Source organism: Pseudomonas sp. TKO26 (assembly GCF_003225665.1).
In the GTDB taxonomy this organism is placed as follows: Bacteria; Pseudomonadota; Gammaproteobacteria; order Pseudomonadales; family Pseudomonadaceae; genus Aquipseudomonas; species Aquipseudomonas saponiphila.
On record NZ_QKLN01000042.1, the window covers coordinates 14,025 to 39,581 of the forward strand.

Genomic DNA, 25,557 nt, shown 5'->3' on the forward strand with positions numbered 1-25,557 from the left:
GGTATTCATGAGCATTCTTTCTGGCAAGACCGCCCTGGTCACCGGTTCCACCAGCGGCATTGGCCTGGGCATCGCCCTGGTCCTGGCCAAGGCCGGGGCCAAGCTGATTCTCAACGGCTTTGGCGACGCCTCGAAGGCGATCGCCGAGGTCGGGCAATTCGGCGGCCAGGTGGGCCATCACCCGGCGGACGTCAGCGACCCGGCGCAGATCGCCGAGCTGTTCGCCTACGCCGAACGGGAATTCGGCGGCGTCGATATCCTGGTCAACAACGCCGGTATCCAGCACGTGGCGGCGGTGGAGGAGTTCCCCGTGGAGCGCTGGGATTCGATCATCGCCATCAACCTGTCGTCGGTGTTTCACAGCACCCGCCTGGGGCTGCCGGGAATGCGCGCCAAGGGCTGGGGGCGGATCGTCAACATCGCCTCGGTGCACGGCCAGGTCGGTTCCGTGGGCAAGGCCGCCTACGTCGCCGCCAAGCATGGGGTGATCGGCCTGACCAAGGTGGTGGGCCTGGAAACCGCCACCAGCAACGTCACCTGCAACGCCATCTGCCCCGGCTGGGTGCTGACCCCGCTGGTGCAGAAGCAGATCGACGATCGCGTCGCGGCGGGCACCGACCCGCAACAGGCCCAGCATGACCTGCTGGCGGAAAAACAGCCGTCCCTGGAGTTCGTCACCCCATCGCAGTTGGGGGAACTGGTGCTATTTTTGTGCAGCGAAGCCGGCGCCCAAGTGCGTGGCGCGGCCTGGAACATCGACGGCGGCTGGCTGGCGCAGTAAACAGGCCCATGCCCCTTTCTGTGGCGAGGGAGCTTGCTCCCGTTCGGCCGCGCAGCGGTCGCAAACCAGACGACCGTGTTTTGGAGTTGAATCTCGGTTGCCTGGTTTCAGGGCCGCTGCGCGCCCCAGCGGGAGCAAGCTCCCTCGCCACAAACAGCGACAGAGCCCCCCAACATAAGAATAAATAGAGGCCTTGCATGTCCGACATTCTCTGGCAACCCAGCGCCGAGCGCATCGGCAAGACGCGGATGGATGCCTTTCGCCGCTTCATCAACCAGCGTCACGGCCTGAATCTTCACGACTACCCCGCCCTGCACCAGTGGAGCATCGACCAGCGGCAAAGCTTCTGGCAGGCGATCGTCGATTTCTTCGAGGTCAGCTTCCACCAGCCTGCTCAATGCGTGCTCCGCGAAGGCCCGCAGATGCCCAGCGCGCAGTGGTTTCCCGGCGCCACCCTGAACTTCGCCGAGCACCTGCTCAAGCGCCGGGACAACGCAGTGGCGCTGGTGGCGATCAACGAAAACGGCCAGCGCGAACAACTGACCCACGCCGAACTGGCGGCCCAGGTCGCCGGCCTGCAACGCAGCCTGCGCGCCGCCGGGGTCGGCCTCGGCGACCGGGTCGCCGCCTGCATGCCCAACACCTGGCAAACCCTGGTGGCGATGCTCGCCAGCACCAGCCTCGGCGCGGTGTGGTCCAGCTGTTCGCCGGATTTCGGCACCCAGGGGGTGATCGACCGCTTCGGCCAGATCGAGCCCAAGGTGCTGATCACCTGCGCCGGTTATCGCTACGCCGGCAAGGACATCGAGCAGACCGCCAAGGTCAATGAAATCCTCGAACGCCTGCCGTCCCTGGAACAGTTGCTCATCGTCCCCTATGCCCGTCCGCAAGCCCGGGCCGAGGACTACCGCACCCCGGCCCGAGTCAGCCTGTGGGACGACTTCTACCGCCCCGGCGGCGAGCCCGAGTTCGTCCCGGTGCCCTTCGCCCATCCGCTGTACATCCTTTATTCCAGCGGCACCACCGGGGTGCCCAAGTGCATCGTCCACGGCACCGGCGGGGTGCTGCTGCAACATCTCAAGGAACACGGCCTGCATTGCGACCTCGGCCCCGGCGAGCGGCTGTTCTACTACACCACCTGCGGCTGGATGATGTGGAACTGGCTGGTGTCGGCGCTGGCCACCGGCGCCAGCCTGGTGCTCTACGACGGCTCGCCCTTTCATCCCGCCAACGAGCACCTGATCGACCTGATCGACCGCGAAGCCATCAACGTCTTCGGCACCAGCCCCAAGTACCTGGCGGCCCTGGAAAAGGCCGGCAGCCGGCCGCGCCAGAGCCACCGCCTGGACAGCCTGAAAACCCTGCTATGTACCGGCTCGCCGCTGTCGCCACAGAGCTACGACTACGTGTACCGCGAGATCAAGCGCGACCTGTGCCTGGCCTCAATGTCCGGCGGCACCGACATCGTCGCCTGCTTCGTCGCCGGCAACCCGGTCCAGCCGGTGCGCCGTGGCGAGATGCAGGGCAAGGGCCTGGGCATGGCCATCGAAGTGTGGAACGACCAGGGCCAGGCGGTGATCGGCGAAAAAGGCGAACTGGTATGCACCCGGCACTTTCCGAGCATCCCGGTGGGCCTGTGGCACGACCCGGACCAGAGCAAGCTCAAGGCCTCCTACTTCAGCCTGTTTCCCGGGGTCTGGGCCCAGGGCGACTACGCCGAACAGCTGGCCTCTGGCGGCTGGCTGATTCACGGCCGCTCCGATGCGGTGCTCAACCCCGGTGGCGTGCGCATCGGCACCGCGGAAATCTACCGCCAGGTGGAAAAACTGGAACAGGTCCTGGAAAGCCTGGCCATCGGCCAGAGCTGGGAGCACGACGTGCGGGTGGTGCTGTTCGTGCGCCTGCGGGACGGCGTGGTGCTGGATGAACCCCTGCGCGAACGGATCCGCCAGGTGATCCGTGACAACACCACCGCGCGCCACGTACCGGCGAAGATCCTCGCGGTCACCGACATCCCGCGCACAATCAGCGGCAAGATCGTCGAACTGGCGGTGCGCAACGTGGTGCATGGCATTGCCGTGAAAAACACCGACGCCCTGGCCAACCCCGAGGCCCTGGAGCAGTTCCGCGACCGTGAGGAATTGCTCAGCTGACCCGCTCCTGCAGGCGGCGCCCTCCAGCCCATGCCACCAGCCCGGGGCGGCTCGCTGCCCCCCCTGGACAACCGTTCAGCCCCTCTAGACTGGTCATCTGCCGCAAAAGCGGGTGAAAATGCGCGCGCCAGAAGCGCCTACAATCCACCCGCTTGAATATGCACGGCATGTCCATGGGACTTTTCCAGTACGCGCCCCATGACCTTGCCGCGTAACACCGCTGCACCCAGGACACACCCGACATGAACGCCCCCCACTCCGGCAACGAAGCCGCCACCCTGATTGCCCGCCTGGACTGGTCGGCCACGGCCCTCGGTCACTCCGGTCAATGGCCCCAGAGCCTGCGTACCGCGGTGGACATCGTGATCCATTCGCCGATGCCGATGCTGCTGCTGTGGGGTGGCGAGCTGACCCAGATCTACAACGACGGCTTCGCCTTGCTGGCCGGCAACAAGCACCCCAACGCCTTCGGCAAGCCGGCGCACCTGATCTGGCCGGAGCTGATGGACTTCACCGACCCGGTCTACCGCGCGGTGCTCAACGGCCAGGTGCGCAGCTTCAGCGAGCAGCGTTTCAGCCTGCAGCGCAGCAACGGCAGCCAATACGACCTGTGGCTGGACCTGACCTACAGCCCGATCCGCAACGAGCGCGGCGACGTTGCCGGGATCCTGGTGACCGCCATCGAAACCAACGAACGCCGGCGCATCGCCCTGGAGCTGCAACAGCGCTCCGAGGCCAGCCTGCGGGCCCAGCACGAAACCGAGGAGCGCCTGCAACTGGCCCTGGCGGCCACCGACGCGGTGGGCACCTGGGACTGGGACATTGGCGAAGACCGCTTCATTGCCGACGCCCACTTTGCCCAGCTGCACAGCGTCGACCCGCAGCAATCGCGGCAACTGCCGATCAGTGAATACCTCAAGGGCGTGCACCCGGAAGACCGCGCCACGGTGGCCCGCAGCATCAAGCACTGCATCACCCAGGGCAGCGAATACGCCGAGGAATACCGCCTGCAACTGGCCGACGGCCAGGTGCGCTGGGTGTTCGCCCGGGGCCGCTGCTACAAGGATCACCATGGCCGGCCCACGCGCTTTCTCGGCGCCGCCCTGGACCTGACCGAACGCAAGCAGATGGAGCAGGCCCTGCGCCAGAGCCAGACCGAGCTGCAACTGATCATCAACGCCATGCCGGTGCTGATCGGCTATGTCGACCACGAAGAACGTTTCCGCCTGAACAACAGCGCCTACCTGGACTGGTACGGCCTGACGCCCCAGGAGCTGTACGGCAAGACCATCCGCGAAGTGGTGGGAGACGAGATCTACGCCACCCGCGCCGACAACATCAAGGCGGCCCTGGCCGGCAAACCGTGCAGCTTCGAGGCCAATTCGCCGCACCGCGACGGCCGTCCGCGTCATGCCCTGATGAAGTACCTGCCACGCCACGGCGCCGACGGCGCGATCAACGGCTTCTACATCTTCGTCATCGATGAAACCGAGCGCCGACAGACCGAAGAAGCCCTGCGCAACCTCAACGAAACCCTGGAAGAACGGGTCAACCAGCGTACCGAGGCGCTGGCCACCGCCAACCAGCGCCTGCAGAACGAGATGTTCGAGCGCGAGCGTGCCGAAGACGCCCTGCGCCATGCGCAGAAGATGGAAGCCGTGGGCCAGCTCACCGGCGGCATCGCCCACGACTTCAACAACATGCTCACCGGCATCATCGGCAGCCTGGACCTGATGCAGCGCTACATCGACAACGGGCGCAGCGAGGAGATCGGCCGTTTTACCGAAGCCGCCATGTCCTCGGCCAAGCGCGCCGCCTCCCTGACCCACCGCCTGCTGGCCTTTTCCCGTCGCCAGTCCCTGGACCGCCGGCCCCTGGACCCCAACCAGTTGGTGCGTTCGCTGCACGAGCTGTTCAACCACACCAAGGGCGAGCACATCCAACTGCAGATGCAACTGGCGGACGATGTATGGCCGGTCAACACCGACGCCAGCCAGTTGGAAAACGCCCTGCTCAACCTGGTGATCAACGCCCGCGACGCCATGCCCCACGGCGGCTTGCTGCTGATCGAGACGGCCAACAGCTACCTCGACGGCAGCGACATCCGCACCCTGGAACCGGTCAAGGCCGGCGACTACGTGATGCTCGGGGTCAGCGACAACGGCGCCGGCATGAGCCCGCGGATCCTGGCCAAGGCCTTCGACCCGTTCTTCACCACCAAGCCCATCGGCCAGGGCACTGGGCTCGGCCTGTCGATGATCTATGGCTTCGCCCAGCAGTCCGGCGGCCACGTGACCATCAGCAGCGAACCGGACCAAGGCACCTGCGTGCGCCTGTACCTGCCGCGCCTGCACAGCGCGCCCCCGGCAACGGCAGAACCGGCCGGCAGCCAGCCAGCGCCCCAGGCCCTGGCAGGGGAAAGCGTGGTGGTGGTGGAAGACGACCCGGCGGTGCGCATGCTGGTGCTCAATGTGCTCAACGAGCTGGGCTACCGCGCCTTCGAGGCGCAAGATGCGCGCAGCGCCCTGCCCTTGCTGGAGTCGCCGACACGCGTTGATCTGCTGGTGACCGATGTCGGCCTGCCGGGCATGAACGGCCGGCAGCTGGCGGAGATCGCCCGCAAGCAGCGCCCGGGGCTCAAGGTGCTGTTCATGACCGGCTACGCGGAAATGGCCGCCGAGCGCCAGGGCTTCCTGGAGCCGGGGATGGACCTGCTGGCCAAGCCGTTTTCGATTGAAGAACTGGCGCAGAAGATTCGTCAGATGATCGGCTGCGAGGCCTGAATTCAGGCATAATCCGCGGCCGCCGATTTCCCGCTACCAGGTCACCCGCCCATGAAAGCCCAAGCCCGCCATATCCTGGTGAAAACCGCCGAAGAAGCCGAACAGCTCAAGCAGCGCATCGCCAAGGGCGAAGCCTTCGACGTCCTGGCCAAGAAGTATTCCACCTGCCCGTCCGGCAAGCGCGGCGGCGACCTGGGGGAAGTGCGTCCGGGGCAGATGGTCGGCGCCATCGACCAGGTGATCTTCAAGAAGCCCCTGCGCACCGTGCATGGCCCGATCAAGAGCAAGTTCGGCTATCACCTGGTGCAGGTGTTCTTCCGCGACTGACGGCGCCAAACCACCCCGCTCCCCCCACCCTCCTACGGGGCGGGTGTTCAATCCCGGGGAATCAACGCCCCGTGATGCTGAATCACCCGGCTCGCCAACCGGTGTCCGGCCTCTGCGGCCTGCACCGGGCTGCCGCCGCGCAAACGACAGGCCAGGTAAGCCGCGCTGAACGAGTCCCCCGCCGCCGTGGTGTCCACCACCCGCTGCACCGGCAGCGCCGGCACCTCGTAGCACTCGGCGCCGCAACGCACCAGGCACGAATCCGCCCCGCGCTTGATCACCACCTCGGCAATGTTCGGGTAAGCCGCAAACACGCCATGGGCATAGTCATGGCCAAATAGCGCCTTCTCGTCCTCCAGGGTCAACAGCGCCAGGTCCACATGCTCCAGCACCTGCAGATAGGCCGCTCGCGCCTGCTCCACCGAGGCCCAAAGCCTGGGCCGATAGTTGTTGTCAAACACGATCTGCGCCCGGCGGATGCGCGCTTCCACCAGCAGGTCAATCAGCTTCTTGCGCCCCGTCTCCCCCAGCACCGCCAGGGTGATGCCGCTGAAATACAGCACATCGTAATCGCACAGGTCCGCCAGGATCGGCCCCGCCGCCGCGGTGTTGAAACAGTCCCGTACCGCCGCCTCATTGCGCCAGTACAAGAAGCGCCGTTCTCCCCGGGCATCGGTCTGGATGCAATACAGGCCCGGCAATCGCCCCGGCAGGCGCTGGACCTTACCCAGGCCGATCCCTTCCTCGGCCCAGCTCTGGCACATGGCATCGCTGAAACTGTCCAGGCCCAGGGCGGTGACGTAATCCACCTCGGCCAGCGGCCCCAGTTCGCGGCACAGATACACCGCCGCATTCAAGGTATCGCCACCAAAACCCTGCTGCAGGCTGCCATCGTGATGCTGTTGCAACTCGATCATGCATTCACCGATGGCGGCAATGCGTTTCTTGTTACTCATGTTCATCTCCCCCTGTAGGAGCTGGCTTGCCAGCGAAGGCGTCCGTAAGACCTGTACCCCATCCAAGGGCTGCTTCGCCGGCAAGCCGGCTCCTACAGGTCAGAAGCAGGTTTCCAGGTTCTCGATCACTCGCAGCTGCTCATCCACCAGCAGGCCAATGCGCCACTTGTCGAAGGTCAGGCACGGGTGCGAGGTGCCAAAGGAAATGATGTCGCCAATCCGCAACTCCACGCCCGGCGCGACGGTGAGAAATGCATGCTGGTCCATCACCGCAGTGACCTTGCACGCCGTCACATCATCCCCGGAGCCCGCCTCGGCCCCGGCGCGATAACGCCGCAGCGGCACCGGCAAACCGGCGTCGTAGGCCACATCGCGCTTGCCCAGGGCCACCACGGCAAAGCCCGGTTCCGGCAGCGACTGCACATGGGCCCAGACTTCCATGGCCGGGCGCAGGCCCTCGTGCAGATCACTGCGTCGATCCAGCACGCAGCACTGGGCCTCCTTGTAGATGCCATGGTCGTGGGCGATGTAGCTGCCCGGACGCAGCACGCTGAGGAAGCGGCCCTTGGCGTTGTGCGTCTCGAACGACTCGGCGATCAGGTCGTACCAGGCCGAACCCGAAGCAGTGATGATCGGCCGCTCGATGGCGAACAGCCCGTCGCTGTGCAGCTCCACCGCCAGGCGCACCAGGGAGTCGGCAAACTGACGAATGCCGCTGACGGCCTGGTCGCCATGGATCACCCCTTCGTAGCCTTCGATGCCGCACAGGGCCAGGGCCGGCTGCGCCTGGATCGCCTTGGCCAGGGCCAGTACTTCCTGCTCGCTGCGACAGCCGCAGCGCCCACCGACCACGCCGTACTCGATCATCACCTTGAGGGTGACCCCGCGCTGGGCGAAAAACGCCCCCAGATCAGCGACGTTGTCCGGGTGGTCGACCATGCAATAGAAATCAAAATCGGCGTCCGCCAGCAGCTCGGCGATCAGCGCCATGTTCGGCGCCCCCACCAGTTGGTTGGCCATCAACACCCGGCGCGCGCCATGGGCGTAGGCGGCGCGGGTCTGTACCGCGGTCGCCAGGGTGATGCCCCAGGCACCGGCGTCCAGCTGCCGCTGGAACAGCGCGGGCATCATGCTGGTCTTGCCGTGAGGCGCCAGCTCGGCACCGCTGTCACTGACGAATTTCTGCATCCAGCGGATGTTGTGTTCCAGTGCCTCGCGGTGCAGCACCAGGGCGGGCAGGCTGACGTCGCTGAGCAGGCTCGCAGCGTGGGCCGCAGGGCCCTTTTCCACCAGGGGCAGATTCAAAGCAGAAGACATCTTGGCACTCCTTATCAAGGCGGCTGCGCACAGCCGCGACACAGTCATCAATCGTTGATACGCCGGGCCAGACGGTTGGCGCTGTCGATCAGCACCCGGCGATATTCCTGGTAATTGCTCTGGGCATCGGCCCTGGGCGCGACGATGCACAGGGTGCAGATGCACACCCCGCGCTCATCGCGCACCGGCGCGGCAAAACAATGGGTGAAGGTGTCGGCGACACTGTCGAAGGAGAAGAACCCCTCCTCGGTGGCCTGACGGATTTCCTTGAGGAAGGTCGCCAGCGGCAAGCGCTGGCCATCGGGGAGGATGAAGTCGCGCTCAGCGATCAACTCGACGATCTGCTCATCGCTCAAATGCCCTAACAGCAAGCGCCCGGAAGCGGTCCAGGGGATCGGCGCGTTCTCGCCAATGTCCGAGGTAATGCGGAAATTTCGCTCGCCCTCCTTCATCAGCGCCACGGTGTATTTGCGCCCGTTGAGCAGGCACATCTGCGCCGTTTCCCGGGTCTGACTGACAATTTCCTGCAAGGCCTGATCGGCCTCGCGGCTCAGATCGAAATGGCGCAAATGCGCCTGCCCGAGAAAATACAACTGGCGGCCCAGGTACACATGGCCGTCCTTGCCCACCGGCTCCAGCACCCGCCGCTCCAGCAAGGACGCCACCAGCTCGTAGACCGTGGACTTGGGACTGCTAATGCCCTTGGCGATATCGTTGGGCCGCAACGGCTGGCCGATCTCCTTGAGGAAATCGAGAATATCGAACGCCCGATCCAGCCCCTTGGCACGGCGCTTGATGCTGTCTTCGCTCATCTTCGAACAACCCTTCCAAAACACACCCAAATACACGCTTCGCCTTGCGCTTGCAGCTAGCCGCTTACCGCTTACCGCTGCTTGTACGCCACACAATCGATCTCGACCTTGCAGTCGACCATCATGCTGGCCTGCACACAGGCCCGGGCCGGCGCGTGCTCGGGCTTGAAGTACTCGCCGAACACCTTGTTGAAACTCCAGAAATCCCGCGGGTCTTCCAGCCACACCCCGACCCGCACCACATCCTCCAGGCCGTACCCGGCCTCTTCGAGAATGGCCACTAGATTGCGCATCGTCTGATGCGTCTGCTCGACGATCCCACCGTGAATGATCTCGCCATCCAGCGCCGGCACCTGGCCGGACACATGCAGCCAGCCATCGGCCTCCACGGCGCGAGCGAAAGGACGCGGCTGGCCACCGCCTGCGGTGCTGCCGGTGCCGTAACGGGTGATGCTCATGAGGAGTTCTCCTGGTTGAAGGTTGGCCAACTGGCGGCTCCATCCGGCCGCCCTGCGCAAGCGCCATCCAGCTCGCCGCGGACTTCTGCGCAAACTTTGCCGCAGCAACCCGCGATGGCCTGGAAACGTACAAGCGTTGAACGAATTAATTCCACTATAACGGAATTAAATATCAAATAGCGGAACAGGCGCCAGAGTGTGCCATGGAGAACAAAGGAGATAACAGGGGGGATGGAAAAACTTTCCGGAACGAGGAATGGAGAGATGAGAAACAGCCATTGGCCAATGTCAGGCATTTCTGTATTTGCTGAAGGCACGCCCGAATGCCTGGTGATGCGACTCGCCACCTTCTACATTGCGTTGCGTCACAGCAGTTCTGTGACCGGATTTGGCCGTCCGAATCTCCATGAGCACACCTCAATATTCCTTCATGGAGGGTCACCGGCATGGATCTGCAACCTTTCACCTCCTCCACCGACCACCCCGTCGCCTTCATCAACCCACAAGCGCCGCTGCTCGACCTGCTTTGACCTACGCCGGTCTGCGCATCCGCGCCGCCCGGGACATGCTGGACAGCCTTACCGACATGACCAGCCGCCACGCCGATCACCTCGACCTGCGGCGCTTCTCCAGCGTGGCGACCCTGATGTTGCAAGACGGCTGCGATGTATTGCATGCAGTTGAGCAGCGGGCAATGGGTCTGCCCGAGGAGTAATGGTCAGGTCACGGAAAAAACAACACACAAGTGTTGTACAAAAATATGAATGTTGTACCGTGCAGAAATCCAAGCCATGAGGCGAGGTGATGAAATTCAGCGAATTCAGACGATGGTTGAAATCTCAAGGCGTGGTATTCGAGGCCGGTAAAGGCAGCCACTTCAAAGTCACGGCCCCAAACGGCAACAAGACCACCTTTGCGGATCACGGCAGCAAGGAAATGCCCGAACCCACCCGCAAGGCAATCATCAGGCAATTGGGGCTTTAGAACTCTCATTCATCCTCTGCACGCTGAAACGTCGCCTCCGAGGAGTGACCATGTACGACTACGCCATTCGCTTCGAGCAAGACCGTGCACCGGGAGTGGCGGTCTTCTGCCGCGATCTGCCCGAATTCAATAGCTTTGGCGATGATCCCGAGCACGCCATCAACCAGGCCATCGACGCGCTCGAAACCACTCTGTCCCTTTACGTCGACCAGCGCCGCGCCATTCCCCCGGCCTCCGCGCCGCTACCAGGGGAACAGGTCATTCATTTGCCAATGGTGACCGTGGCCAAGATAGCGCTGTGGAACACGATGATGGAGCGGGACATGCGCAAAGCCGATCTATGCCGACTGCTCGGAATCCACCAGGCCCAGGGAGATCGCCTGGTAGACTTTCTACACAGCTCCAAAATGGAGCAGCTGGAAAATGCCCTGGCAGCCCTAGGTAAACGTCTTGCGGTATCAGTGGAGGCGGCATAGCCCGAAACGGATAGCCCGTAAAGCATTCGGCCAACGCCTACGCCTTGACGGTCAGAATCGGCGAAAACCGTGATGTATCGCGGCTAGCGAAACAACACGCGCTGCAACTGCCAGAGCCCTACCCCAAGGCACCGCCAAGGCTCCTGCTCTGCCCTGCTTAGATCTGATTTGCTTTGCTTTGGCTTTGGCTTTTGATCTTCAAGGCCCCGTCAACCACGATGGCCGCAATCACAGCAATGGATATGTACACAGTCCCTCGCTGTAAAAGCGAAACCGTCAGCAGCGGCACCCGCAGCAACGGATATGTACGCGCCCCTCATCGTAAGGACGAAACCTACAGCAGCAACGGATATACCCCAAAATCCGCGATATCAGGGATTACGACCGCTGCGCGCTCGTGCGGGAGCAAGCTCCCTCGCCACAAAGGTTGTGGCCATAGCAGAGGACTAGGGATTACCGCAGCAACAAGCACCTACTACGCCAGATACTCCGGCGCCCTCAAGGCAGCCTTCGCTGGCAAGCCAGCTCCTACAACAGCGAGCCGCACAGTTGGCGTCACACATGTGGGTGAACTCCTCCCACACAGCCAACCTCAAGCCCAAAAGCCATCAGTCAACATCAGCAACACACAGCACCCACCACAGATTCCGCGCCCCCTGACACACCACATAGGCAGAAGAAATCGTTGCCCCTCTGGTCAACTCACACCAATCAGGGCTATCGAACCGATACACCACCAGCTCGGAAAACGGCGCCGGAAACACCGCCTCCAGCGCCTCGGCCACCAAGGCCCGGGCCTTGACCAGAGGCAATCCGGCAGCGCTCCCGTGGCATCCACCCCGCAGCACCACCGCCAGCAACGAGCCCTCGAACTCATATCGATTCAACATGGAAAAAGGCCCGAACTCAGGCTCGACCCGCCCGATGGCCGTCGAGCTGGCGAGGCCGCTGAAACGCGCGAGAAACTCGGCCAGTCGCTGCCTCTCACCCAGCACCTTGATGGCGGGATCGGGCTTGAAGAAGCAGGACACCACCTCCCCACACTGGGCAAGCACGGCAAGCAGTTCGGCAAGGGGTTGCTTGTCGACGACAAACTCGCTGGCAGCGGTCAATGGCGCTAGCGCATCGTGCTTCAGGTTTTCATCTTGATTCATGCTTAAGCACCCGAGGTTGATCACAAACAGGCAAACACCCTAGCGGCTAGCGCACCCTGGGCTTTTGCGACCGCAGATAACTGCGACGGCGCCGCTCGGAGCGAACAGGCCGGGGGGCGACAATGTATCGAGCGCACAGTTGCACGGCAAACCCGAAAGCCATCCCCCCCAGCCCAGCACTCTTACGCCTTGAAGGTCAGGATCGGCGAAAACCGCGCCATCACCGACACCGTGCCCTCTTCCACCTGGGACTGGATCACCTGGCCGATTTCCTTGTAGGCCCCCGGTGCTTCCTCGATCATCCGTTCCTCCTTGGTGGTGATGCACTCCACGCCCTGCAAGCCGAGGAACGCCTTGTCCTGCTTGGCCTTGAACACAATCTCGCTGCGCGACATCGAGCGCCCGGCACCGTGGCTGGCCGAACGCAGCCAGCGCTCATTGCCCAGGCCGGTGAGCAGGTAGGAGTCATGCCCCATGCTCCCCGGAATCAGCAACGGCTGCCCGGCGTAAGCCGGTGTCGCGCCCTTGCGATGCACGTTGCCGCCTTCTTCGCGCAGCACGATGTTGTGCGGCACATCGACAATCAGCGGCGCTTCGATGCCCGCGCCGAACACCTGCCGGGTGCGCTGGCGGACCATTTCCGCGATCAGCGCGCGGTTGGCATCGGCGTAGTGGGCAGCGCTGTGCATGGCCAGCAGGTACTCGTCGGCCATCTCGCCAAACAGGGCGAAGATCTTCGAATCAGGATGCTTGATCCCCGCCGGCCACAGGGCCTTGGCCTTGTCCATCCAGCGCCGCCCGACATAGAAGCCCACATCGCGGGAGCCGGTGTGAATCATCATCACCACCTGCCCTACCGACAGGCCCTGGGCGAAACAAGCCTGGCGATCCACCAGTTCGGTGACCACCTGGATCTCGACAAAGTGATTGCCGCCACCCAGGGAGCCCAGGCCCGGGTCACGGAGGATCTTGCGCGACAGATCCTGCAAGGCTTCCGGCGCGTAGTCGGCGCTGCCGCGGGCGAACGACGACTCATGCAGTCCCGACAGCTCACGTTGCAGCTGGGCGAAGTCCGCCCCGGCAAACAAGCCGATCGGGGCCTGCTGCTGCACCTGGGCCCAGAAGTCTCCGAGCCCGGCCTGAAACAGCGCGGTCATGGCCATCGGGCTGGTAGGAATGTTGCGCGTACCTTCCAGCAGATCGCCGCGCACCAGGGCGGTCCACTTGGCTTTCTGCGCCATGAACTGCTCGTAGTTCAGCCCCAGCTTGTGCAGGCGCATACCGCAATTGATGTCGGTGCCGATGGCTTGCGGCACCACCAGGTCGTGGCTGGTGACAATCACGCTGCCCACCGGAATCGGGCTGCCGGTGTGGAAGTCCGGCGTGGCGCAGGCGCACTTCACTTCGCCGCCATGGGGGTGAGCCACCTTGGCGAAATCCATCAGTTGCAGGACGGCTTTTTCTTCAATGGCAAAGCTTTCGGGCAGCAGCAGATCCACCTTGAGCCCGGCGTCGTTGATCGAAGAGATGGAGAGGGAATTGGAATTCAGGCGTTCGATGGCCACCCCGGAACGGGCGAGCTTGTGCTGAATTCTTTTCAGAGGAGTCTTGGTCATTTTCAACTGCTTTTCTTGGACGCAACAAAACAACCACCCGGTTGGTGGCTGGAATTGTCTGGTCAGCAGCGAAACTTAGACGGCGCGGATGATGGGGGAATGACGCAGTGGATGTAAATAGACCGGGGGAATTTATTTGCCCAGGCGCCCGGGAAGGCGCCTTCGCCGGCAAGCCGACTCCTACCGCGCGGCGTGGCGTCAGTGCGGTGCCGGGCCGCCACGCCACGGCATGTACTCCACCAGCACCTCACCGCGACTCTGGCCGCCGGGCTGGCTGAGAAAGTCCGGCATCTGTCGCAGATCCAGCTGCAGGCAGCGCTGGGTCAAGCGTTGGCGCAAGGCGATATCAGCCTTGAACGCTGCTGGCCGGAGCGCGCTGCGTTCCAGGTTCACCAGGCATTCCTCGACCCGCCCCTGGGCATTGGCGCTGTATTGAAAGCGCGCCACGCCGATGCTGTCGATGCCCGGCCCGGCAACTGCCTGCTCCCAGAAAAAACGGCTTTGCTGGTAGCGGCTGGACCTCAGCCGATAGGCTTGCTGCTCACGGCGGGACAGTTGGCTGAAGCGCGGAAACTCCAGGTCGGCAATCGCCTTGATGCCGTCCTCATCGCCAAAGGCCTCGGGCGCGGCAGCAGGAAACAAGGTGTTCCAGCACACCTGGCGGGCCAGCCGCAACAGAGTCGGGGTGGCCAGCGCCTGTGAGGTATCTGCGCCGCGGCCCGGTCGCACCGTGCAGTCCAACACTTCGTTCTGCCGATTGAGCTTGATCCGCAACTCCACCGCGCCAGTCAGGCCCTGGGGGTTGGCGGCCATGATGTCGCGCCTCAGCACTTCGCTGATGGCGGCAGAAAACTCCAGGCTTTTCCGGGTTTCCAGGGCCTGGGCGGCGATCTGCTCCGGGGTCTGGCTCTGGCAGGCGCTCAGGGTCAGCAAGATCGGAATCAGCAAGGCCAGGGTCGTGGTGCGCAAGAATGCTAGTGGCATGAAGGGGTGACTCATTGATCAATGACGAGGCACAGGGGCGATGCCCCTTGCCCCAGAAAAAAGCCGGCTCATTCACTGAACGAACCAAGAGCCAAAGCTTTAGCGAAAGCAGCTCAGCGAGGCGCAGTAACCAGGCTCAACCTTCGGTGCCGCTTGCCTGCGGTAGCTGCGCGGCCTTGTTCGGCCCGCCTTTCCACGGCGTGTAAAACACGCTGGCATGGATCGGCTGCACCTTGCCCTGATCGACCGCAAAACCCGGCATCTGCCGCAGGTCCAACTGCTCACACAGCTGGGTGACGCGATTGCGCAATTGATTGTCGGGCTTGAATGACTCGGGTCGGTAGCGCACCGCCCGCAGGTTCACCCAGCACTCCTGGACCCGGCCCTGGGGGTCGGCCTTGACCTCAAAACTGGCGACCCCGACGCTGTCCACCGGCAAACGGGCCAGCGTGTGCATCCAGAAGAAATGGCCTTGGGCGTATTGAGCGGCATTGAAGGCAAACTCCTTCAACTGCTCGGGCTCCAGGGTCAAGCGAGGGAACATCAATGTCCCTTTGACCTCCAGCAGGCCATCAGGCTCAAAGGCGGCGGCGGGCGCCAAAGGGAACACCGTGTTCCAGCAGACGCCCTTGAGCATCTCGCCAAGTTTCGGGTTGTAGGGATAGGCCCTGGCGTCAGGCAAGGGGCTGCTCTGCGCTGCACAACCGATGACCTGATTCTGCCGATTGAACTGCATGACCAGTTCCACGCTGCCCATCAGTTGCTCGGCGTTGGCCCTGAGGCTTTCGCGGTACAGCACCTGCTGCACAGAGTTGGCGTAGAACTGCGTCTCCAGTTGTCGTTGCTGCTCTTCCTGGGACAGCGGGGTGCCAGGCAAGTCCGACTGGCAAGCGGACAGTGCCAGAAGCAGGCCGAGCAGGAACCCGCACCGCGCCGGGGTTCCGTTCAGACAGTTGTACATGTTCAGTTCCTTTGATGGGTTCACTCACGAACCGTCCTGTTCTGCGTTCAATGACCTCAAGAGGCCGGATCCTAAGGCAACATCCACGTTAAAAGCCAACGACACGACCGCCGCCGCTCCAAGCTCGCGATTGGCTGCGGTGCCGTAGGAGCTTCTCCAGCCACCCGCCGGAAATCAGGTTACCCTGTCGCTCCCCACCCGCAGCTAAGTCCAAGGAAGGAAGCTCCATGACCCGTGCCATCACCCTGCTCAGTGACAACTTCGCCGACTGGGAAACCGCCCTGATCAACGCCACCGGCCGTGGTTTCTACGGTTTCGACTGCCGCTACGCCACCCCCAAGGGCGCCGTCGTGACCTCTATGGGCGGCCTGCGGGTGACCCCGGACCTGGCGCTGGAAGACATTCATCTGGATGAAGTCGACCTGTTGATGGTCTGCGGCGGCACCATTTGGCAAAGCGCCAATGCACCGGACATCGGCGACCTGCTGCGCGCCGCCCAGGCACGCCACATCGTGATCGCCGCGATCTGTGACGGCACCCGCGAGCTGGCCCGCGCCGGGGTACTGGATGCGCTGAAACACACCTCCAACTCGGCGGCCAATCTGTTGGCGGTGAACTATGGCGGCGCCGCGTTCTATCAGGATGTGCCCCACGCCGTGGCGGACCAGCGCGTGATCACTGCCTCGGGCAGCGCCCCGGTGAGCTTCATGGCGCAGATTCTCGCCACCCTGGGCATCAACGACGCCAACCTGACCGCCTATCTCGCGATGCACGCTGCGCAACACCGCGCGTCGCAATGAATCGGCTGCCCATAGGCGGCCGGCGGGCCAAGGCGCTTGCCTTGCTCAAGGCCGCTTCGGCCCACCCCTCCAGGGGCTGTATTGCAGCTCGACGAGGAATCGATCGCCCACTGTCTCCGAGGCGAAAAAACCCGGCATCTGCCGGATATCCAGGGCCGTGCAACGCTCTTGCAGACGCTGCACCCGTTCAGGGTCCGGCTTGAAGTCGCAGGCTCTGGCGGCAATGGCGGACAGTCGCACCTGACAAGCTTGCACCTGTCCCTGAGCGTTGGCGTGGCCCTCGATCCGGGCGCTGCCCAGGCTGTCGAAGGTCTCTGCGGCGAACAGTTGCCGCCAGAAATACTGCTCTTGCGCCTTGTATTCGCGCACCGTCTCGCGAATCTTCTGTTCCTCCACGGGCAAGCGACCAGGAGGAGTGACCACCACCGGCAACACCACCTCAAGATTGGCTGCGGGCCGACCTGAGAACATCTGCGGTTCGGCCCTGGGGAACACCGAATCCCAACAGATCCGCTCCACCGCCGCGGCCAGCAGGCGATTATCCGGATAACGCGGCAACGGGTATTCGGGGAGTGCCTCGGTGCTGCAGGCCACCATCCGATTCAGCGGATCGATCACCGCTCGCAGCGACACGCCGCCAGACCAGCCATCGAGATCGGCGCTGCGCACGCCCTGTTCCAGCACCTGACGGAATTCGTCGACAAAGCGCTGGTAGCGGCGTTGCTGCTGTTGCTCCGGCGTCTCTGGGGCGGCGGTCTGGCAGGCGGCCAGCGCCAGCAGGCCGGTCAGCATCAGCGCCGCCAGAACGGCATGGGTAAGGTCGGTCGAGAAGCGGGCGTGCACGGTTCACTCCATGAAAAAGGGCCTCGGCCCCGGGAGCACAAACCTGCGGCCTCGTCCAAGGGACGCCGGAGCATATCGCCCGGCACCACCGGCGACAAAGTTTCCTGTGCTGCGACCGCCTACGCCCAAGCCAACTTGCTGCGAGAAACGTGCCCGCCGCCTGGACAACTGGCTCAAGGCCCAGGCCCGGCCCAACAAGGCATGCGCCTTGCCCGCATAACCAGAGAACGACCCGCTCAAACAGGTCAACGACGCCTGAGCAAACGCCAGCGGCGACGATATGCATAAGCAGATCGCCGCCGACATCCCATCAGGGGCAGAGGCGCGGCCAGGGCTCGCGCCCTCGCCAATCGCTCAGTCCACGGCCTGCCGCGCCAGCAGCACCTGGGTCACCCGGCGCTCTTCCACGGCCTTGACCTGAAGCGTCCAACCGCCCCACTCCACTCGGTCGCCCTTGATCGGCAAGCGGTCCAGCAGGCTCATCACCAGGCCGGCCAGGGTCTGGTAGTCCTCGGTGGGCTCGGCGCCAAAGCCGGTGCGCTGACGCACCTGCGGCAGGTTCAGCGCACCGTTGACCAGAAAGCCGCCCTCTTGCTCCACCACGTCCGGCCCCTCGATCTCACTGGCGTCCGGCAGCTCGCCAGCGATGGATTCGAGAATGTCGGTCATGGTCAGAATGCCCATGAAGTCGCCGAATTCGTTGATCACGAAGGCGATATGGGTCGACGCCTTGCGCATCTGCTCCAGCGCGTTGAGGATCGAAAAGCTCTCCAGCAGGTTGATGGTCTTGCGCGCCAGGTGCTCAAGGTTCGGCTGGTTGCCCGCCAGGTATTCCTTGAGCAGCTCCTTCTTGTGCACAAAGCCCAGGGGTTCATCCACCGCGCCATCGCGAATCAGCGGCAGGCGCGAGTAGGACGAGTGCATCAGCTTGGTCCGAATGCTTTCCGGGCTGTCGGTCAGGTCAATGCAGTCGACTTCGGCACGCACCGTCATCAGGCTGCGGATCGGCCGCTCCGCCAGTTGCAGGACGCCGCTGATCATCACCCGCTCGCGGCGGTCGAACAGCTCGCGGCTGGGCGCCTCGCCATCTTCCAGCAGATCGGCAATCTCCTCGCCCACCTCTTCCGCCGCCAGCTTGCGTCCGCCCAGCAGGCGCATCACCGCATAGGCCGTGCGCTCACGCATCGGACGCAGGCCCTGCATGGATTTCTTGCGCCGAGCCCGGGCGACCTGGTTGAACACCTCGATCAGGATCGAGAAGCCGATGGCCGCGTACAGGTAGCCCTTGGGAATATGGAAGCCCAGGCCCTCGGCGGTCAGGCTGAAGCCGATCATCATCAAGAAGCCCAGGCACAGCATGATCACCGTCGGGTGAGCGTTGACGAAGCGGGTCAGCGGCTTGCTGGCAACGATCATCACAGCGATGGACACCACCACCGCGATCATCATCACCGCCAGGTGCTCGACCATGCCCACCGCAGTGATCACCGCGTCCAGGGAGAACACTGCATCGAGCACCACGATCTGCGCCACGATCGGCCAGAACAGGGCGTAAGTGGTGCTGCCCGCGCGCTGGCTGACATGGCCCTCCAGGCGTTCGTGCAACTCCATGGTGGCCTTGAACAACAGGAACACACCGCCGAACAGCATGATCAGGTCACGGCCGGAGAAGCTGTGCCCGAACACCTCGAACAGCGGCTGGGTCAGGGTCACCATCCACGAGATGCTGGCCAGCAGGCCCAGGCGCATCAGCAATGCCAGGGACAGGCCGATCAGCCGCGCGCGGTCACGCTGCTCCGGCGGCAGCTTGTCCGCGAGGATGGCGATGAACACCAGGTTGTCGATGCCCAGTACCAGCTCCAGGACGATCAGGGTCAACAGGCCAAGCCAGGCCGTGGGGTCTGCAATCCATTCCATAACGACTCAAGTTCTCCGGAAAATTCAAACGGCCAGACGCGAGCGAGCGCCAAGACGCAGGAACTGCGAGATCTTGGGAGCGGGCTGGTCAGAAAAGGATGTGGCAAATGCCAGAAAAGTGCGGCCGGGAGAATGGCTGCCTGAAGAGCAAGGCCTCAGTGCGAGCGAATGGCGCGATAGGTCATGGGGCGAAACAAGGAAAGAGCGCCGACTGGGGGGCTCCGAGAGCGTGTTCATGCAAGTCCTGAGTGAAAAAACGGACTTGGAGATTACAGGCAGGACGGGCCGACTCCCCAGTGGGAAATCATTACAAAACTTTATCCGGCATCCCCCTGGCCGGAGCTAGAGCAGCTCGGAAATCTCGATCAGGTTCAAGTCCGGATCCCGCAGGTACACCGAGCGGATCGGCCCCGTGGCACCGGTGCGCGGCACTGGCCCTTCGATGATCGGCCAGTTGACCCGCTGCAGGTGAGCAATCACCTGTTCCAGGGGCACGCTGGCGATAAAGCACAGGTCCAGCGCCCCCGGCACCGGCAAATGGGCCTTGGGCTCGAACTCCTGACCGCGCACGTGCAGGTTGATCTTCTGATTGCCGTACTTGAAGGCCTTGCGCCCTCCGGCAAAGGTTTCCAGGCTCATCCCCAGCACCCGCACATAGAAGTCCTCGGCAGCCACGGGATCGACGGTGGTCAGTACCAGATGATCCAGGTGATCAAGCATCAACGGCATAACTCCTGAAGGGTAGGAAACGGCCCGGGGATTATGCGCGCCGGGCGCGCCCTTGAACACGCGCTATCAAGCCTTGCGCCGGTACTCGCGACGCACCTGCTCGATGTAGCGCACCACTGCCGGCGCCTGTTCGAAACGCCGGTGAATCAACGACAGCCAGGAGCTTGCCGAACTGCCGCCGATGGGCCGGTACACAACGTTGGGCAGGCTGACATGGCCCACCACCGATTCGGGTACCACCGCCACGCCCTGCCCCAGGGACACCAGGGCCAATACCGCCACCAGGCCACCGGGCTGGGCGCCCAGTTTCGGGGCATAGGCCCCCTGGGCCGCGACCTGCAAGGTGCCGCTGATCTGTTCCGGAAGGATGAAGGTTTCATTGAGCAGGTGCTCGGAGGCGATCTGCGGCAGGCGGCACAGCCAGGACTCGGCGGACAGCGCCAGGACGAAGCCTTCAGCGTCCAGGGCAATGGCCTCGACGCCCTCGGGCAGGGTCATGGGCGAGCGGATGTAGCCGACATCCAGGCGCCCGTCGGCGACCCGCGCCGGCAGGGTCGCCATCGGACACTCCCGCACATTCAGGCTGACGTCCGGACAATCGCGGCTGAAACCCTGCACCTGCTTCTGCAGCAACCCGCCGTACACCGCCGACGCCACATAACCCAGTTCGATATGACCGATCTCGCCCCGTCCCGCGCGCTGGGCATTGCGCTGGGCGAACTCGAACTGGCGCACCGTGGCTTCGGCCTCCATGAGCAAGGTGGCACCGGCTTCGGTGAGGCTGACCTCGCGCTGCTGACGCACGAACAGGCGGGTGCCGAGGGCTTTTTCCATGTCCTGGATTTGCCGGCTCAAGGTCGGCGGGGCGATCCCCAACTGCTCGGCGGCACGGGTGAAATTGCGTTGCCGGGCCACGGCGAGGAAGTAGCGAAAGTGACGAATTTCCATAAACGGCATTAGCTCAAAGGTAATGAACTGGCGCTTGGCGGCTAACAAAAGCCCGCAAAGCCCGGGATAAGCTGGGGGGACCTTCACAGTAGAGAGCCTCTGCCATGTCCGTCAAACCGCTGTTTCCGGCAATGATCGTCTGTTGCGGCCTGCACAACGCCGGGGCCGGGCACACTCGATTCGGCATTGCCTACGAAGCAATCCATACCCCGGACACTCCCCACAGCCTGCGCAACCGGCGGACTGCGCCATGAGCCGCCCCGTCAACCCGCGGGCAACCCTGCTGACCGCCTCCGGGGTCTGCTCGCTGATCGTCCTCGACACCAACATCGTCGCCGTCGCCCTGCCGAGCATCGCCCGCGACCTGGGGGCCAACTTCGCCGATATCGAGTGGGTGGTCAGTGCCTACATGCTGGCCTTTGCCGCCTTGCTGCTGCCGGCGGGCAGCCTGGCCGACCGCTTCGGGCGCCGAAAGACCCTGCTCTGCGGCCTCGGCCTGTTCATCCTCGCCTCCCTCGGCTGCGGCGCCGCCCCCAATGCGCTGCTGCTGGACATCGCCCGGGCCTTCAAGGGCGTGGGCGCGGCGCTGCTGCTGACCTCGGCCCTGGCTTCCATCGGCCACACCTTCCATGACGAGGTGGAGCGGGCCAGGGCCTGGGCCTTCTGGGGCGCTTGCATGGGCATGGCGATGACCGCCGCGCCCACGGTCGGCGGGCTGATCACCGAATACTGCGGCTGGCGCTGGATCTTCTACTTCAACCTGCCGGTGGGCGCCCTGCTGTTGTGGAGCGTGCTGCGCAATGTGCCCGAATCCCGGGATACCCAGGCCGCGCGCCTCGATCCCTGGGGCAGCCTGGCCTTCAGCGCCAGCCTGCTGTGCCTGATCTGGGGCCTGATCGAAGCCAATCGCATCGGCTGGGGCCACCCGGCCACCACCACCCGGCTGCTGGCAGGTCTGGCCCTGCTGGGCCTGTTCGTGCTGATCGAACGCCTGCAACGCCGGCCCATGGTGGATCTGCAGCTGTTCCGTCATCCGCGTTTCATCGGCGCCCTGCTGGGCATGTTCGCCTACGCCGGCTGCGCCCAGGTGATGATGACCCTGCTGCCCTTCTACCTGCAGAACGGCCTGGGCTTCTCGGCCATTGCCTCGGGCCTGGGCATGCTGCCCTTCGCCCTGACCATGCTCATCTGCCCACGGATCGGCGCGCGCCTGGCAGGACGTTATGCTCCGGCAACCCTGATGGCCGCCGGGCTGACCCTGGTCGGCGGCGGCAACCTGCTCAGCGCCTGGGCGGTGCACAGCGGCGGCTACCTGAGCTTCGCCCTGGCGATTGCCGTGACCGGCGCCGGGGCCGGCCTGCTCAACGGCGACACGCAGAAAAACATCATGGCTTGCGTGCCCCGGGAGCGCACCGGCATGGCCTCGGGCATGAGCACCACCATGCGCTTCAGCGCCATCATGCTGGCCATCGGCGTGTTCGGTGCGCTGCTGGCCAGCCATACCCAGCAACTGTTGCAAGGCAGCCTGCGGCAACTGCCCGGCAACTGGACGCTGTACGCGCCGGACATTGCCTCCCGCGTGGTGGCCGGGGACATGCCCGGCGCCCTGGCCGGCCTGCCACCACAAGCCCGGGCCCTGGTTGAGCCCCTGGCGCAGCAGGCGTTTGTCGGCGGCTTCGGGCTGGTGCTCGCGGTAGCGGGCCTGCTGGCCCTGCTCGGCGCCCTGGTGGTCGGGCGGCTGATGCGCAATCCCCTGCCCCAGGCGCAAGGGCTGGCCCTGAAGCTGGAGTAGCCGCCTGGTACCCGCTGCCGCACGTTCGGCAGCGGGTCCCCCTTGCTCCAGTCAACGGCCATCCACATGCCGGTACAGGTTTCGTCGTCGATCCTGATCCGTGTCGATGCTCCGCCAGGCCTGCTCAAGACTCTGGTTTCCAGCAGCCCGCTGGAAATCCGCGAAGCGCACCGACGGCGGCGCCAGGCCCAGGCCTGAAAGGCGACCACTTCAGGGCCCGGCGCCGACCTAAAAAGTTCGTAAAGAATGCTGGGGCCGCCCCCGTCGTGCCCGGCAAATGCGCTTCAATAACGCTCACGCCAAGCCTGAAACTCCCGGAGAACAGCATGAGCAAGCTTGCCCGCTACCTGCAGGTCGAAGACATTCTCCTGGCCGTCAACGTCTCGAACAAACAGCGCTTGTTCGAGCAGGTGGGCCGTCATCTTCAGGAAACACGACAGTTGCCCGGCGATGGGGTCACGGCCAGTCTGTGGCGCCGGGAGCTGGCCGCCAGTACCGCGATCGGCGATGGCGTGGCGCTGCCCCATGCCCGGTTGGCGGAACTGGACGCCATCCACGCCCTGTACCTGCGGCCGCAGAGCCCCATGGCCTTTGCCGCCCCCGACCACCAGCCGGTGAGCGATATTCTCGTGCTGCTGGTGCCCGCCCCCGCCGATCAGCAGCACCTGGACTTGCTGGCGGACACGGCGCGGCTGTTTTCCAACCCGCGCTTTCGCCTGGCGCTGCTGCGCTGCAAGGAGGCGCTACAGGTCAAGCAACTGTTCGATCACTGGTAGGGGTCAGCGCCGTCGAGCAGGCGCGGGGCGATGGACACCGGGCATCGGTGGAGATAGCTCCAGGCCACCGATCGCCGCACCGCACAAGATTTCCTCTATTGGCGGTTAGTCCACTCATCCATTAACGTTCATGACACCTCGCGCAGCGCGCTGCTTGAGGGGGGTGCCTGTCCTGCGCTTGGCCCGGCAGCCAGATGGCCGTTGAAACCACTCACCGATCGATCCATTCGAGTGATTATGAAAGAGCGACAGCTGCCGCCCCCATCCCCCGGCGGCCGGCCACCGAGCAACGGCCGCGCCGGTCGAAAACCCACCCGACACCCTGCCCTGTTCGCCTTCGCCCTGCCGCCCTTGAGCCTGATCTGCAGCGCCTGGCTGGCCGGCTGCGCGGTCGGGCCGGACTTCACTCGCCCCGAACTCGCCGCAGACGCCGGCTACAGCGCCACGCCCCTGCCCGCCAGCACGGCCTCGGCGCAGATCGCCAACGCTGGCACGGCGCAGCGCTGGGTGGCCGGCATGGACATCCCCGGGCAATGGTGGACGCTGTTCCGCTCACCCGAGCTCAACACCCTGGTGGAGGAAGCACTGCGGGCCAACCCCGATATCGACGCCGCCCAGGCCGCCCTGCGCCAGGCCAATGAGTTGCTGTATGCCGAGCAGGCTTCGCTGTTTCCGTCCCTTGGCGCCTCGCTGTCGAAAACCCGGGAAAAAGCCTCCGCCGCCAGCGCCCTGGGCACCAGCGGCGCGGCGGCGGCCGGTGGCTCGTCAGGGCAGATCTTTACCCTCAACTCGGCGTCGTTGACTGTGTCCTATGCCCCCGACGTGTTCGGCGGCAACCGTCGGCAGATCGAGGCCAGCGGCGCCCAGGTGGACTACCAGCGCTACCAGCTTGAAGCCGCCTACCTGACCCTGAGCGCCAACCTGGTGAACAGCGCCATCAGCCTGGCTTCGATCCGCGACCAGATCGCCGCCACCGAAAGCGTGATCGGCCTTCAGAGCGATCAGCTCGAACTGCTGCGGGCGCAACGCCGGCTCGGGGCCATCGGCGACAGTGACCTGCTGACCCAGGAAGCGACGCTGGCCCAGACCCGCGCCACCCTGCCGCCCTTGCAGAAGCAACTGGCGCAAACCCGCAACCAGTTGCAGGCCTACCTGGGCCGCCTGCCCAGCCAGGACCGCGGCGAGCAGTTCCAGCTGGCGTCCCTGCACCTGCCCGAGGAACTGCCCCTGAGCCTGCCCTCGGCCCTGGTCGAACAACGACCCGACGTGCGCGCAGCCGAGGCCCAGTTGCATCAGGCCAGCGCCAGTATCGGCGTGGCCATCGCCAATCAGTTGCCGCAGTTCAGCATCACCGGCTCCCTGGGCTCCACGGCGCTGGCCGGCACCCGGCTGTTTTCCTCGGGCACCGGGGTCTGGAGCCTGGCCGGTTCGATCACCCAGCCGATCTTCGACGCCGGGGCCCTGGAGCATCGCAAGCGCGCCGCGGTGGCCGCCTACGATGAGGCCGCCGCGCGCTATCGCAGCACGGTGATCGCCGCCTTCGAGGATGTGGCCAACGCCCTGCGCGCCCTCGAAGCCGACGCCGAGGCCCTCAAGCAGCAAGTGGCCGCCGAGAGCGCCGCGCGCCAGAGCCTGGACCTGGCCCAGGCCCAGTACCGCCTGGGCGCGGTGGGCTACCTGAACCTGCTCACCGCCCAGCAGGCCTACCAGAACGCCATTGTCGGCCGGGTCCGGGCCCAGGCCGCCCGCTACAGCGACACCACCGCACTGTTCCAGGCCCTGGGTGGCGGCTGGTGGCAACGCCACGATGTCGATCCTTCCAGCCTCGGCAGTCCCGACCGTTTCGGCTGGCCGTCGCTCAAGGAGATGTATCCGCCGGCCCCTGCGCACGACCGCGAGCACGCTCAAGTCGGGTCCGCAGCGACCGGTATCCGCACCTTGGCGCCCGCGCCGGCCGCCACCACCCGACCTGCACCCTTGCCCTAAGTGA

Annotated in this window: 25 protein-coding genes; 13 read left to right on the forward strand and 12 right to left on the reverse strand. The window is 64.6% G+C overall.

The genetic code is table 11. The annotated features are described in order from the left end of the window. The first annotated feature begins 7 nt into the window (after positions 1–7). From hbdH to DNK59_RS30315, 4 genes are all read left to right on the forward strand, one after another. Positions 8–781, forward strand: a complete 774-nt coding sequence (gene hbdH / locus DNK59_RS30300) for a 3-hydroxybutyrate dehydrogenase (protein WP_110725685.1) — start codon at positions 8–10, stop codon at positions 779–781. A gap of 197 nt (positions 782–978) precedes the next feature. Further along, on the forward strand, positions 979–2,934 hold the full coding sequence (locus DNK59_RS30305) for an acetoacetate--CoA ligase (RefSeq protein WP_110725686.1): 1,956 nt from the start codon (positions 979–981) through the stop codon (positions 2,932–2,934). Positions 2,935–3,176: 242 nt separating this feature from the next. After that, on the forward strand, positions 3,177–5,717 hold the full coding sequence (locus DNK59_RS30310; RefSeq protein WP_110725687.1) for a PAS domain-containing sensor histidine kinase: 2,541 nt from the start codon (positions 3,177–3,179) through the stop codon (positions 5,715–5,717). Positions 5,718–5,768: 51 nt separating this feature from the next. Beyond that, positions 5,769–6,044 carry a peptidylprolyl isomerase gene (locus DNK59_RS30315; RefSeq protein ID WP_011061856.1) on the forward strand — a complete coding sequence of 92 codons (276 nt, stop codon included), beginning with the start codon at positions 5,769–5,771 and terminating at the stop codon, positions 6,042–6,044. A gap of 47 nt (positions 6,045–6,091) precedes the next feature. Here DNK59_RS30315 and DNK59_RS30320 read toward each other — a convergent pair whose 3' ends face one another. The 4 genes from DNK59_RS30320 to DNK59_RS30335 all read right to left on the reverse strand — a co-directional run bounded on the left by DNK59_RS30320 (position 6,092) and on the right by DNK59_RS30335 (position 9,587). After that, positions 6,092–7,000: a sugar kinase gene (locus DNK59_RS30320; RefSeq protein WP_110725688.1), complete on the reverse strand. Its 909-nt coding sequence runs from the start codon at positions 6,998–7,000 to the stop codon at positions 6,092–6,094. Between the two features lie 99 nt (positions 7,001–7,099). Beyond that, positions 7,100–8,317 carry an amino acid deaminase gene (locus DNK59_RS30325; protein ID WP_110725689.1) on the reverse strand — a complete coding sequence of 406 codons (1,218 nt, stop codon included), beginning with the start codon at positions 8,315–8,317 and terminating at the stop codon, positions 7,100–7,102. 47 nt (positions 8,318–8,364) lie between these two features. After that, positions 8,365–9,129 (reverse strand): IclR family transcriptional regulator, encoded by a 765-nt coding sequence (locus DNK59_RS30330; RefSeq protein WP_110725690.1) that lies wholly within the window; start codon positions 9,127–9,129, stop codon positions 8,365–8,367. 71 nt (positions 9,130–9,200) lie between these two features. Beyond that, the gene (locus DNK59_RS30335; RefSeq protein WP_022639351.1) at positions 9,201–9,587 is read right to left on the reverse strand and encodes a RidA family protein; all 387 of its coding nucleotides are present in this window, start codon (positions 9,585–9,587) and stop codon (positions 9,201–9,203) included. 526 nt (positions 9,588–10,113) lie between these two features. Here DNK59_RS30335 and DNK59_RS30340 point away from each other — a divergent pair. From DNK59_RS30340 to DNK59_RS30350, 3 genes are all read left to right on the forward strand, one after another. Next, positions 10,114–10,302 (forward strand): hypothetical protein, encoded by a 189-nt coding sequence (locus DNK59_RS30340; protein ID WP_256596735.1) that lies wholly within the window; start codon positions 10,114–10,116, stop codon positions 10,300–10,302. A gap of 89 nt (positions 10,303–10,391) precedes the next feature. Beyond that, entirely contained in the window at positions 10,392–10,571 is a 180-nt protein-coding gene (locus tag DNK59_RS30345; RefSeq protein WP_110725691.1) for a type II toxin-antitoxin system HicA family toxin, read from the forward strand. A 50-nt stretch (positions 10,572–10,621) separates the two neighbouring features. Beyond that, complete coding sequence (locus DNK59_RS30350; protein ID WP_110725692.1) at positions 10,622–11,047, forward strand: type II toxin-antitoxin system HicB family antitoxin; 426 nt, start codon at positions 10,622–10,624, stop codon at positions 11,045–11,047. 608 nt (positions 11,048–11,655) lie between these two features. Here the strand turns inward: DNK59_RS30350 and DNK59_RS30355 are convergent. From DNK59_RS30355 to DNK59_RS30370, 4 genes are all read right to left on the reverse strand, one after another. Beyond that, positions 11,656–12,201: a hypothetical protein gene (locus tag DNK59_RS30355; protein WP_110725693.1), complete on the reverse strand. Its 546-nt coding sequence runs from the start codon at positions 12,199–12,201 to the stop codon at positions 11,656–11,658. Positions 12,202–12,383: 182 nt separating this feature from the next. Continuing rightward, the gene (locus tag DNK59_RS30360) at positions 12,384–13,817 is read right to left on the reverse strand and encodes an RtcB family protein (protein WP_110725694.1); all 1,434 of its coding nucleotides are present in this window, start codon (positions 13,815–13,817) and stop codon (positions 12,384–12,386) included. A 198-nt stretch (positions 13,818–14,015) separates the two neighbouring features. Next, the gene (locus DNK59_RS30365) at positions 14,016–14,801 is read right to left on the reverse strand and encodes a hypothetical protein (protein WP_146249949.1); all 786 of its coding nucleotides are present in this window, start codon (positions 14,799–14,801) and stop codon (positions 14,016–14,018) included. 136 nt (positions 14,802–14,937) lie between these two features. Next, positions 14,938–15,762, reverse strand: a complete 825-nt coding sequence (locus tag DNK59_RS30370; protein WP_110725696.1) for a hypothetical protein — start codon at positions 15,760–15,762, stop codon at positions 14,938–14,940. A 227-nt stretch (positions 15,763–15,989) separates the two neighbouring features. Between DNK59_RS30370 and DNK59_RS30375 the strand changes: the two genes are divergently transcribed. Further along, positions 15,990–16,562, forward strand: a complete 573-nt coding sequence (locus DNK59_RS30375) for a type 1 glutamine amidotransferase family protein (protein WP_110725697.1) — start codon at positions 15,990–15,992, stop codon at positions 16,560–16,562. 45 nt (positions 16,563–16,607) lie between these two features. Here DNK59_RS30375 and DNK59_RS30380 read toward each other — a convergent pair whose 3' ends face one another. From DNK59_RS30380 to DNK59_RS30395, 4 genes are all read right to left on the reverse strand, one after another. Next, on the reverse strand, positions 16,608–17,405 hold the full coding sequence (locus DNK59_RS30380) for a hypothetical protein (RefSeq protein ID WP_110725698.1): 798 nt from the start codon (positions 17,403–17,405) through the stop codon (positions 16,608–16,610). A 354-nt stretch (positions 17,406–17,759) separates the two neighbouring features. Beyond that, positions 17,760–19,322 carry a TerC family protein gene (locus tag DNK59_RS30385; protein ID WP_110725699.1) on the reverse strand — a complete coding sequence of 521 codons (1,563 nt, stop codon included), beginning with the start codon at positions 19,320–19,322 and terminating at the stop codon, positions 17,760–17,762. A gap of 342 nt (positions 19,323–19,664) precedes the next feature. Next, on the reverse strand, positions 19,665–20,042 hold the full coding sequence (locus DNK59_RS30390; RefSeq protein ID WP_110725700.1) for a VOC family protein: 378 nt from the start codon (positions 20,040–20,042) through the stop codon (positions 19,665–19,667). 75 nt (positions 20,043–20,117) lie between these two features. Then, entirely contained in the window at positions 20,118–20,999 is an 882-nt protein-coding gene (locus tag DNK59_RS30395; RefSeq protein WP_177431321.1) for a LysR family transcriptional regulator, read from the reverse strand. A 104-nt stretch (positions 21,000–21,103) separates the two neighbouring features. Between DNK59_RS30395 and DNK59_RS31850 the strand changes: the two genes are divergently transcribed. From DNK59_RS31850 to DNK59_RS30415, 5 genes are all read left to right on the forward strand, one after another. After that, complete coding sequence (locus DNK59_RS31850) at positions 21,104–21,253, forward strand: hypothetical protein (protein ID WP_158288769.1); 150 nt, start codon at positions 21,104–21,106, stop codon at positions 21,251–21,253. Then, the gene (locus tag DNK59_RS30400) at positions 21,250–22,791 is read left to right on the forward strand and encodes an MFS transporter (RefSeq protein WP_110725702.1); all 1,542 of its coding nucleotides are present in this window, start codon (positions 21,250–21,252) and stop codon (positions 22,789–22,791) included. Before DNK59_RS31850 ends, DNK59_RS30400 begins: the two co-directional genes overlap by 4 nt. Positions 22,792–22,857: 66 nt before the next feature. After that, on the forward strand, positions 22,858–22,989 hold the full coding sequence (locus tag DNK59_RS30405) for a hypothetical protein (protein WP_256596736.1): 132 nt from the start codon (positions 22,858–22,860) through the stop codon (positions 22,987–22,989). 128 nt (positions 22,990–23,117) lie between these two features. Continuing rightward, entirely contained in the window at positions 23,118–23,567 is a 450-nt protein-coding gene (locus tag DNK59_RS30410; protein WP_092313808.1) for a PTS sugar transporter subunit IIA, read from the forward strand. Between the two features lie 237 nt (positions 23,568–23,804). Then, positions 23,805–25,553, forward strand: a complete 1,749-nt coding sequence (locus DNK59_RS30415) for an efflux transporter outer membrane subunit (protein WP_110725703.1) — start codon at positions 23,805–23,807, stop codon at positions 25,551–25,553. Positions 25,554–25,557: the final 4 nt, after the last annotated feature.